An 8,794-nucleotide genomic window follows, 5' to 3' on the forward strand; every position below is an offset into this window, starting at 1 on the left:
TTCAGTCAGCGCGAACGTCACCGCAGGTCAGCGGGTTCACAGCGGACGGCGCGCGGAACCGCTACGGTCCGGGCCATCCGGTCGGCCCGGTACGGCTGCCCGCCCGTGCCACAGTCGTGGGCCTCGGATCGCAGCACAGGGGGCCCACGTGTACGGCACAGCTCACCGGCGTGACAGCCGGTACGTCATGGTCGGTGCAACGCCGACATACTACGAGGTACACGGATCGGGGCAGCCCCTGCTGCTGTTGCACGGCGGCATGTGCACCCTGGAGACGATGGAGGCGCAGCTGTCCGGGCTCGCCACCGGGTTTCAGGTGATCGCGGCGGAACGGCGTGGCCACGGGCGCACCCCGGATGTGCCCGGTCCGATCACCTACGCCGCGATGGCCGAGGACACCCTCCTCCTGATGGACGCGCTCGGAATCGCCTCGGCACACGTCGTCGGATGGAGTGACGGCGCGATGGTCGGCCTGCGCCTCGCGCTCCTCTGCCCGGAGAGGGTGCGCAGCCTCGTCTTCATGGGCCAGTCGGTGACGCTGGAGGGGATGCGGCCGGGCGTGGTGGAGCTGTTGCGTTCCACCACGCCCGCGATGCTGCCGGCCGCCCTGGTCGCCGGCTACGCGAAGCTGTCACCGGACGGGCCGCAGCGCCTGGACACCGTCCTGTCCAAGATGCGAGTCCTGTGGGGCGAGCCGACCGGCGTGACGCTCGCCGACCTCGGCGGTCTGGCGGTGCCGGCGCTGGTTCTCATCGGCGACGCCGACCTGGTGCTCGTCGAGCATGCGCTCGCGGTCCAGTCGGCGATGCCCCGGGCCCGGCTCGGTGTGGTACCCGGCGCGGCACACACCATGCCGGCCGACAAGCCGGATCTGGTCAACCGCATCATTCTCGACTTCCTCACGGGTCTCTGATCACACCAGCGACGCCGCGTACGACCTCAGCAGGCTGTGCATCGCGTACTGCTGCGGCGCCCGCTCGGTGATCAGGTTGACCAGCGCGAGCTCGGCGAGCGCCTGCCTGGTCCGGTCGTACGGCACCCCGGCCAGCTCCATCGCGGTGGACAGGTCCACTTCGGGTTCGGCACGCCGGCCCAGCAACCGAAACAGCCGGGCGGCGGTCTGGCCGACCTTCGAGTACGACCACGAGAAGACCCGGCGCAGATCGGTGGAGGGTTCGCCGTCGTGCAGGGCGCTCAGCGCACCCTCGGCACACATCTGCGCGGCCAGCGCGGAGAGGGTGAGCATCGGGTTGGTCGCCGCCCGCGCCGACGCGATGGCCAGTGCCAGGGGCAGTCCGGCACATCGTCCGATGAGAACGTCCACGGCGCGCGGCTCCGCGGCCACCCGCCGCTCGCCGAGCCGGCGGACCAGCAGCGCGTGTGCCTCCCCCCGGGGGAGCAGATCCAGCGAGGTGAAGTGGGCGCCCTCCAGGGCGACCAACCCACGCATCGCGTTGCGGCTGGTCACCACGACCATGCAACCCGGTGTCCCGGGAAGCATCGGACGGACGTGGTCAGCGTCCTGGGCGTTGTCCAGCACGACCAGGATCCGCTTGCCGGCGAGCATGCTGCGAAACGTCGCCGCACGCTCGGCGAGCCCCGCGGGTAGCCGGTAGGACGGCACGCCGAGCGCTTCCAGGAAGCCGCCCAGCACGGTGGAGGGATCGGCCGGCGACGAATCGGGCCCGAATCCGCCCAGGTTGGCGTAGAGCTGCCCGTCGGAGAACTCGCTGCGTACCCGCTGGGCCCAGTGCAGCGTCAGCGCGGTCTTGCCCACCCCGGCGGTTCCGGAGACCACGGCGAGGGTCAGTGCCCCCGGGGTGTCGTACGTCCGGGCGACCAGCTCGTCCAGCGCGTTGAGGTTTCTCACCCGGCCGACGAAACCCTGCGGTTCCGCCGGGAGCTGGGTCGGCACCCCGATGATCGGATCTCGCTCGGCAGGCGCCGGCTGGGGCGGCATGCGGGCCGGCTGCGGGTGTCGACCGGCCTCGCCGGCGAGGATGACGTTGTGCACCTGGCGCAGCTCCGCCGCCGGGTCCAGGCCCAGCTCGTCGGAGAGCCGTTCGCGCAGGTCGTGGTAGACCTGCAGGGCGGCCACCTGCTGGCCGGTCGCGGCCAGGCCCACCATGAGCTTGGCGTAAGCCGGTTCGTGCCAGGGACTGAGCATGATCAGGTCGTGCAGCGCGGGCAGACTCTCCTCGTGGCGGCCGACCTGTGCGGCCACGTCGGCGTACTCGAGGATCATCCGCTCGTACTCCCGCAGCAGCGCACCGACCGCAGGCTGCGAGTGCAGCTCGGGCAGGTCCTCGAGAGGTGTGCCGCGCCAGATCCCGAGGGCGCGCTGATATTCCACGATCGCGGCCTCCGGCCGATCCGCCGCGCTCTCCCGGCGTGCCTGGTCGATGACCCCGCGGAAGGCCAGGTGGTCCACCTGGTTGTGCTCGACCCTGAGGACGTACCCGCCCGCGACCGCCACCAGGATGTCACCGGCCCGTGACGCCGAACGCCGCGACCGCAGCTTCCGGCGCAGCCGGGAGATCTGGGACCGCACCAGATCGGACGCGGTGCACGGAGGTCGCTGACCCCAGATGAGATCGACCATCGACTCCAGCGCGACCGGGACGTTGGGCGACATCGCCAGTACGCCGAGGATCCGGCGTTGCGGCTCGGAGCGCAGTTCGACGGGCTCCCTGTCGACCCAGACGGTCAGCGCACCGAGCAGCTGGATCTGAAGGTTCGGCGCGACGACCGGTTCCTCCTGCCCGAGCCGGACGATCTCGGCCGTCTCCTGCTCGGACAGATCGAGTGCCGCGGCCAGGCGTCGCAGGGTGGCGGCACGAGGGTGGGCCACCCGATGCTGTTCGAGGTCCCGGAGGCCGCCGAGGCTGAGTTGAGCCTTGCCGGCCAGTTCGTCCTGGGTCAGCCCGGCGCGCCGCCGCAGATGGCGCAGACGCTCGCCGATTCGGATCGGCTGAGGGATTCCCGGCAGTGTCGAGGCTCGTCCCGGGTTCACCGGGAACCACTTTCATTACATCGAAGTAAATGATCGTTAAGTTGCGATGACGTGCAGGTTTGTAGCAATTGAGGCTCCCCGTTGACGAACTCGTTACCTTGTCGCAACCGGGCCAACCTTATCAAAGATCAATGTAGACGGATAGAAAGGATCGATGATCTTGCTCGCTTTCCTGGTCCTGGACAGGGCCTCGAACCGTAGGAAACCCGCACTCGCACCGGGCTGATGCGTCCCGCCTGGGATTCGAGCGGCCCGGGACCGTATCCGATCGGCGCGCCGCCGGTCCGCCCGGGAGCAGGAACCTTCGCCACGATGAGTCCGGCAGACGACGTACGAGGGGAGCTCACTTGTGGAGCGGTTTCCGGCCGATCCAGCAGACATCCGTCCGGGCACGGACGCCCCTTCGGTCGCCGATCTCATCGAGCGCAGGGTGGCGCACCAGCCGGACGCCGTCGCGGTGTCCGACGCGGACGTCACCCTGACCTACCGGGACCTGGACCGGGCCGCGGCCCGGCTGACCTGGCGGCTGCATCGGGCCGGCGTACGGCCCGATGAACCGGTGGCGCTCTGCCTTCCCCGCGGCGCGGCGCTGGTGGTGGCCGCCCTCGCCGTGCTCCGCGCCGGCGCCGCGTACCTGCCCCTCGACCCCGATCAGCCCGTTGACCGGCTGCGGCTGCTGCTCGCCCACTCCGGCGCGCGGATCCTGCTGATTCCGGAAGCGGCCGGCCCCGGACCGGATCTGACCGCCGAGCACGTACTCACCGCCGGCGTCGCCACGACCGGCCAGGAGCATCCGCGGACGGCCGCGCCGGCCGCGGACCGCCTCGCCTATCTGGTCCACACGTCCGGGTCGACCGGCACGCCCAAGGCCGTCGCCGTACCGCATCGCGGGCTGTCCAACCTTGTGGCGTGGCACGTCCGGACGTACCGGATCGGGCCCGGTGACCGCACCGCCCAGGTGGCGTCGCCGGGATTCGACGCGGCCGTCTGGGAGATCTGGCCGAGCCTTGCGGCGGGCTGCTCGATCCATGTGGTCCCGGACGAAATCCGGATCCAGCCCGCCGAGCTGCTGCGCTGGATGGTCCGGCAGGAGATCACCGTGAGCTTCCTGCCGACCCCGCTCGCGGCCGAGGTGATGCGCCTGCCGGCTCCGCCCGGCCTGCGGCTGCGGACGCTGCTGACCGGCGGGGACCGGCTCACCTCGCGACCGTCTCCGGACGCCCCCTACCAAGTGGTGAACCACTACGGGCCGTCCGAGGCGTCCGTCGTCGCGACCGCCGCCGGCGTCGGCGGTACCGCCGGCGGGCTCCCGCCGATCGGGACCGCGATCGACGGGGTACGGGCACACGTGCTCGACGACGACATGAATCCCGTCACCGGCGGCGTGCCGGGCGAGCTCTGCATCGGCGGCGCCGGACTGGCCCGGGGATACGCCGGGCAGCCCGGAGCGACCGCCGCCCGATTCCGGCCGGATCCGTTCGGGCCGCCGGGCGGGCGCCTGTACCTCACCGGCGACCGCGTCCGACGCGACCACGACGGGGTGCTGCACTTTCTCGGCCGCAGGGACGACCAGGTGAAACTGCGCGGCTTCCGGATCGAGCCGGGCGAGGTCGAGGCGTGTCTCCGCGACCATGATGCGGTGCGCGAGGCCGTGGTGGTCCCCACCGCGGCCGGGACCAGCCTGATCGCGTACGTCCAGGCCCGGCCCGGCCGGCACGTCGACACCGGCGACGTCCGCGAGCACCTGGGGCGGCACCTGCCGTCCTACATGGTGCCGGACACCGTGGTCGCGGTCGGCGAATTCCGGCTGACTCGCAACGGCAAGCTCGACCGCGAGGCGCTCCGCGACGTTCCGGAACCGGAGCCGGACGGGCAGCGGGTTCAGGGTCCGCGGGACGCGCTCGAGCAGGTGATCGCCTCGGCCTGGACGGACGTGCTCGGGTCGCCGCCCGAGCGCGTGCCGGACGTTCAGACGAGCTTCTTCCACAGCGGCGGCCACTCGCTGCTGGCACACCAGTTGATGGCCCGGGTCAACGACGCGCTGGGTTTGGTGATGCCGGTACAGCTCCTGTTCGAGGCGCCGTCGATCGCGGCCCTGGCCGAGGCGGCCCGTGCCCTCGCCCCGGACACCGCGGATGAGGCGGCCCGGCTGGCACAGCACATCGCCCGGCTCTCCGAGGACGAGATCGACCGCCTTCTGGCCGAGTACGAGAAGGGAACACGATGACCGTACAGGTGCCATCGTCAGCCGAGGTCGTCGTCATCGGCGGCGGCATCATCGGAGTGAGCACCGCCTACCACCTGGCCGCGGCCGGCGTACGCGACGTCGTGCTCCTGGACGCGGGTGCGCTCGGCGGCGGCTCCACCGGCAAGGCCGCGGGCGGAATCCGCACCCAGTTCTCCGACGAGATCAACATCGCGCTGGCCGTCCGCAGCATGGAACTGCTCAAGTCCTTTCCGCAGCGTTTCGGCCAGCAGATCGACCTGCATCAGGCCGGCTATCTGTTCCTGCTCGACTCCCCCGACAGCGTGGCCGCCTTCGATCAGAGCGTCCGGCTCCAGAACGACCTGGGGATCCCAAACCGCATGATCACGCCGGCCGAGGCACGCCGGCTATCGCCGCACATAGTGACCGACGGGCTGCTGGCGGCGGCCTACTCGCCGGAGGACGGGTACTGCACCCCAGAGTCGGTGGTGCTCGGCTTCGCCACCGCGGCCCGCCGGCACCATGCCCAGCTGATCCCGTACTGCCCCGCTACCGCGATCGAGACCGCCGGCGGTCAGATCGCCGCGGTGCGCACACCGGCCGGGACGATCCGGACCGGTGCCGTCATCTGCGCCGCCGGCGCCTGGTCGGCCCAGGTCGGTGACTGGGCCGGCGTCACGCTGCCGGTCGCCCCGCTGCGCCGTCAGGTGGTCTACACCGAGCCGATGGGCGGAGGTCGTCCGCGCGTGCCGTTCACCATCGACTTCGGCACCACGTTCTATTACCGCGACGAGGGCCAGGGCCTGCTGATGGGCTTCTCCGACCCTGACGAAATGACCGGATTCGAGCAAACACCTACCGACCGGTGGCTGCCCGCGATGGGCCGGGCTATGCAGCGCCGGGCGCCCGCGCTCACCGGAGTCGGGATCGCCGGCGGATGGGCCGGCCTCTACGAGGTCACCCCGGACCACAACGGCCTGATCGGGGAGGCCGGCGGGATCTCCCGCTTCCTCTACGCCGGGGGATTTTCCGGACACGGATTCATGATGGGCCCGGCCGTCGGCGAGGTGCTGCGGGACCTGTACCTCGGCGTCACGCCGTTCACCGACGTGACCGGCTTTCATGCGAGCAGGTTCGAGCACGCCGACGTCCGGCGCGAGCAGAACGTCGTCTGACCGAGAAACATCACGCAGCGAGACAGGAGCACAGGATGTCGTACGAGGACGAGGACGATCGCGCCTACACGGTCGTCCTCAACGACGAGGAGCAGTACTCGATCTGGCCGGTGGGCCGGGACATCCCCGCGGGCTGGCGCCCGGCCGGCACGACCGGGCCGAAGGCCGAGTGCCTCGCGTACATCGACGAGGTATGGACCGACATGCGGCCGCTCAGCCTGCGCCGCGCCATGGCGGAACAGGCATGACCATCGCCCGGTGGCGGATCAGTGGCTACGCAACGCCTCGATCACCTGGTCGACGTCCTCGGTGGTGCTGCCGAGACCGAAATTGATCCGGACAAGGCCGGGCGTGTCACCGCAGGCGCCGATCGCGGTGTTCTGGATCAGGCGCGGGCCAGGGGATGCGCGCAGAACTGGCCGGCGCGGACGCCAATGCCGTGATCGCGGCCCAGCCGCAGCGCGACCTCGGCGGAGTCCTGCCAGGAGGGCGCGGGCGTTTTCTGGTTAGCGGGTCTTGGCGCCGTCGGTCGGTGCCTGGGCGATGATCACGGCGGCCGGGTCCGGACCGGGCGAGCCGGCCAAGGCGGACAGCAAATGCAGTTGCTCGCCGTCGGCGTCGACAGCGCCGCGTACGGTCTTGCCGTCCAGACGGATCTGTGCTCGTGTATCGGTGCTGGTAGGACCCTGTTCGCCGGCGCCGGTGCGCTGGGCGGTGGTCCATTCGGCGATGACCGCGTCCAGGACGTCGTCGTCAATGTCGGTGCAGACCCGCCACAGTGTCGAGCGTGACGGCCGTCCGCCGGGTCGGGCTTCGACTCGCTCATACAGGCTGTCGAGGATGTCGGCGGGTACGTCGGCGACCCAGCCGCTGATCGCGGTGTAGCCCTTCAATCCGGCTATCGCGGCCGCCGCGACCAGGGCGAGCACGACCGCGACCGGATGATCACGGTCCTGACCGGATCGGCCGTCGCAGACAGCGAGTAGCGACTCCAGCAGATCGTGACACGAAGGCGTGAACGAGACATCCTCGGACGTCCACGCGGGCGACGAATCGGCGATAAGGATGGCAGACTGTGCGGCGGTCCGAACCATCGCACGGACAACATCGATGTCCTGTCGCGTGCCGATGGTGACGGCGCGCCCACCGGGCCGGTACAGCAGCAGATGGTCCGCGCTGCCGGTACGCCCGAAGTCATAGGGGACGCTCCGGTCCTGGGCGTTGCGCAGGTCGAACCAGCCGACGCTGCCGACACCCCGGTGAGAGACGTGGATTGCCAAGTACGTGTCGGCGGGGTCGTGCCGCACCACGTCCAGGTAGCCGGTGCCGGGCCGGTAGACGGCGAGGTGGTCGGCCATGCCGGTGTGGGCATAGTCGAAGGCGACGATGCGGTCCCGCGTGTCGGCGAGGTCGTAGCCGGCGATGCCGCTGGACGAGATCAGGTGCGGCCAGAAGGTGTTGCCGGCCGCGTGCCCGACGATGGTGACGAGCCCGGAGCCGGGGCGGTACAGCAGCAGGGCGTCCTGCTTGCCGGTGTGCGCATAGTCGTAGGCGATGACCTGGTCGTTCGGGCTGGTCAGTGCAAAACCGTCGATGCCCTGATGCGATCCGACGACCGTCGTGAGCGGCCCCGCGGCGCTGTGTTGCAATAGTCGTCCGCCACAAGCCGGTGGTAGCTGTACTTGACGCCAGGGTTGGCCTGCACGCCGTACATGGTGGAGCCGATGCCATAGACGCCAGTGGGCGTCGTGGAAACGCCCTCCACATGACTGTCGCTGAACCCCTTGGTGCCGATCCGCGCGCTCAACACCCCGAACTTCGACCGCCACACGCCGTTCACCTTCTCGAACGTCTCAAGGGACGACGCTCGTGCCGTAGCCGTTGCTGTAGACGATGATGAGCTGGCGGGTGCTGGCCGGAATCGTGTGTAGCCGGGAGGCGATGTTGCTCTGTGCGGCCGGCGTACCGGCCTTGCTCGTCGGGGCGCGCGACGGCGACCGGCGGGGAGACGGCTTCGTGGACCGGCTCGCCGAAGGCGATGAGGAGGGACTTGCGGGGTCAGTCGGTCCGGGAGCGCCGGTCACCGAGGTAACCGGAGCCAACCCGGCGTCCACGGTGCCGTTCCGGCCCGGATCTGCGCAGGACGTGAGTCCGAGCCCGCCGAGCAGCGCCACCGCGATGGCACCGAACACAGCCCGCCTGAACGGCGTTCGCATTCCTACTCCCTCAATGGTTCTGGATGTCAGCCGGTCGCCCAGCCGGAAGGCGACCGCGAGTCGGGGGACTCTTGCCCTGAGTTGGTCTGAGAGCGCGTTTGGTTTGTGGGTCGGTCGGGTGTGTCGCACAGGGGGTCCGACCGATGAGCCTGGCTCGGTCGGTGGACAGGTATGGATCGAGTGC

General features: G+C 70.3%; 6 protein-coding genes. 4 read left to right on the plus strand and 2 right to left on the minus strand.

Annotated elements, in window-relative coordinates; genetic code table 11:
* Positions 1 to 187: 187 nt before the first annotated feature.
* Positions 188 to 913 (plus strand): alpha/beta fold hydrolase, encoded by a 726-nt coding sequence (locus ACGGAQ_RS29070; protein WP_393054667.1) that lies wholly within the window; start codon positions 188 to 190, stop codon positions 911 to 913.
* Here the strand turns inward: ACGGAQ_RS29070 and ACGGAQ_RS29075 are convergent, their stop codons facing one another.
* On the minus strand, positions 914 to 3,013 hold the full coding sequence (locus ACGGAQ_RS29075; protein ID WP_393054669.1) for a BTAD domain-containing putative transcriptional regulator: 2,100 nt from the start codon (positions 3,011 to 3,013) through the stop codon (positions 914 to 916).
* Positions 3,014 to 3,362: 349 nt separating this feature from the next.
* On the opposite strand from ACGGAQ_RS29075, the gene ACGGAQ_RS29080 reads away from it, so the two are divergent.
* The 3 genes from ACGGAQ_RS29080 to ACGGAQ_RS29090 are packed head-to-tail and all read left to right on the plus strand — an operon-like array spanning position 3,363 to position 6,642.
* The gene (locus tag ACGGAQ_RS29080; RefSeq protein ID WP_393054671.1) at positions 3,363 to 5,240 is read left to right on the plus strand and encodes an amino acid adenylation domain-containing protein; all 1,878 of its coding nucleotides are present in this window, start codon (positions 3,363 to 3,365) and stop codon (positions 5,238 to 5,240) included.
* On the plus strand, positions 5,237 to 6,394 hold the full coding sequence (locus tag ACGGAQ_RS29085; RefSeq protein WP_393054673.1) for an NAD(P)/FAD-dependent oxidoreductase: 1,158 nt from the start codon (positions 5,237 to 5,239) through the stop codon (positions 6,392 to 6,394). The genes ACGGAQ_RS29080 and ACGGAQ_RS29085 overlap by 4 nt, the downstream gene beginning before the upstream one ends.
* 35 nt (positions 6,395 to 6,429) lie before the next feature.
* The gene (locus tag ACGGAQ_RS29090; protein ID WP_393054675.1) at positions 6,430 to 6,642 is read left to right on the plus strand and encodes an MbtH family protein; all 213 of its coding nucleotides are present in this window, start codon (positions 6,430 to 6,432) and stop codon (positions 6,640 to 6,642) included.
* Between the two features lie 258 nt (positions 6,643 to 6,900).
* Here the strand turns inward: ACGGAQ_RS29090 and ACGGAQ_RS29095 are convergent, their stop codons facing one another.
* Entirely contained in the window at positions 6,901 to 8,043 is a 1,143-nt protein-coding gene (locus ACGGAQ_RS29095) for a transposase family protein (RefSeq protein ID WP_393054677.1), read from the minus strand.
* Positions 8,044 to 8,794: the final 751 nt, after the last annotated feature.

Source organism: Micromonospora sp. NPDC047557, assembly GCF_043205095.1.
Lineage (GTDB): Bacteria > Actinomycetota > Actinomycetes > Mycobacteriales > Micromonosporaceae > Micromonospora.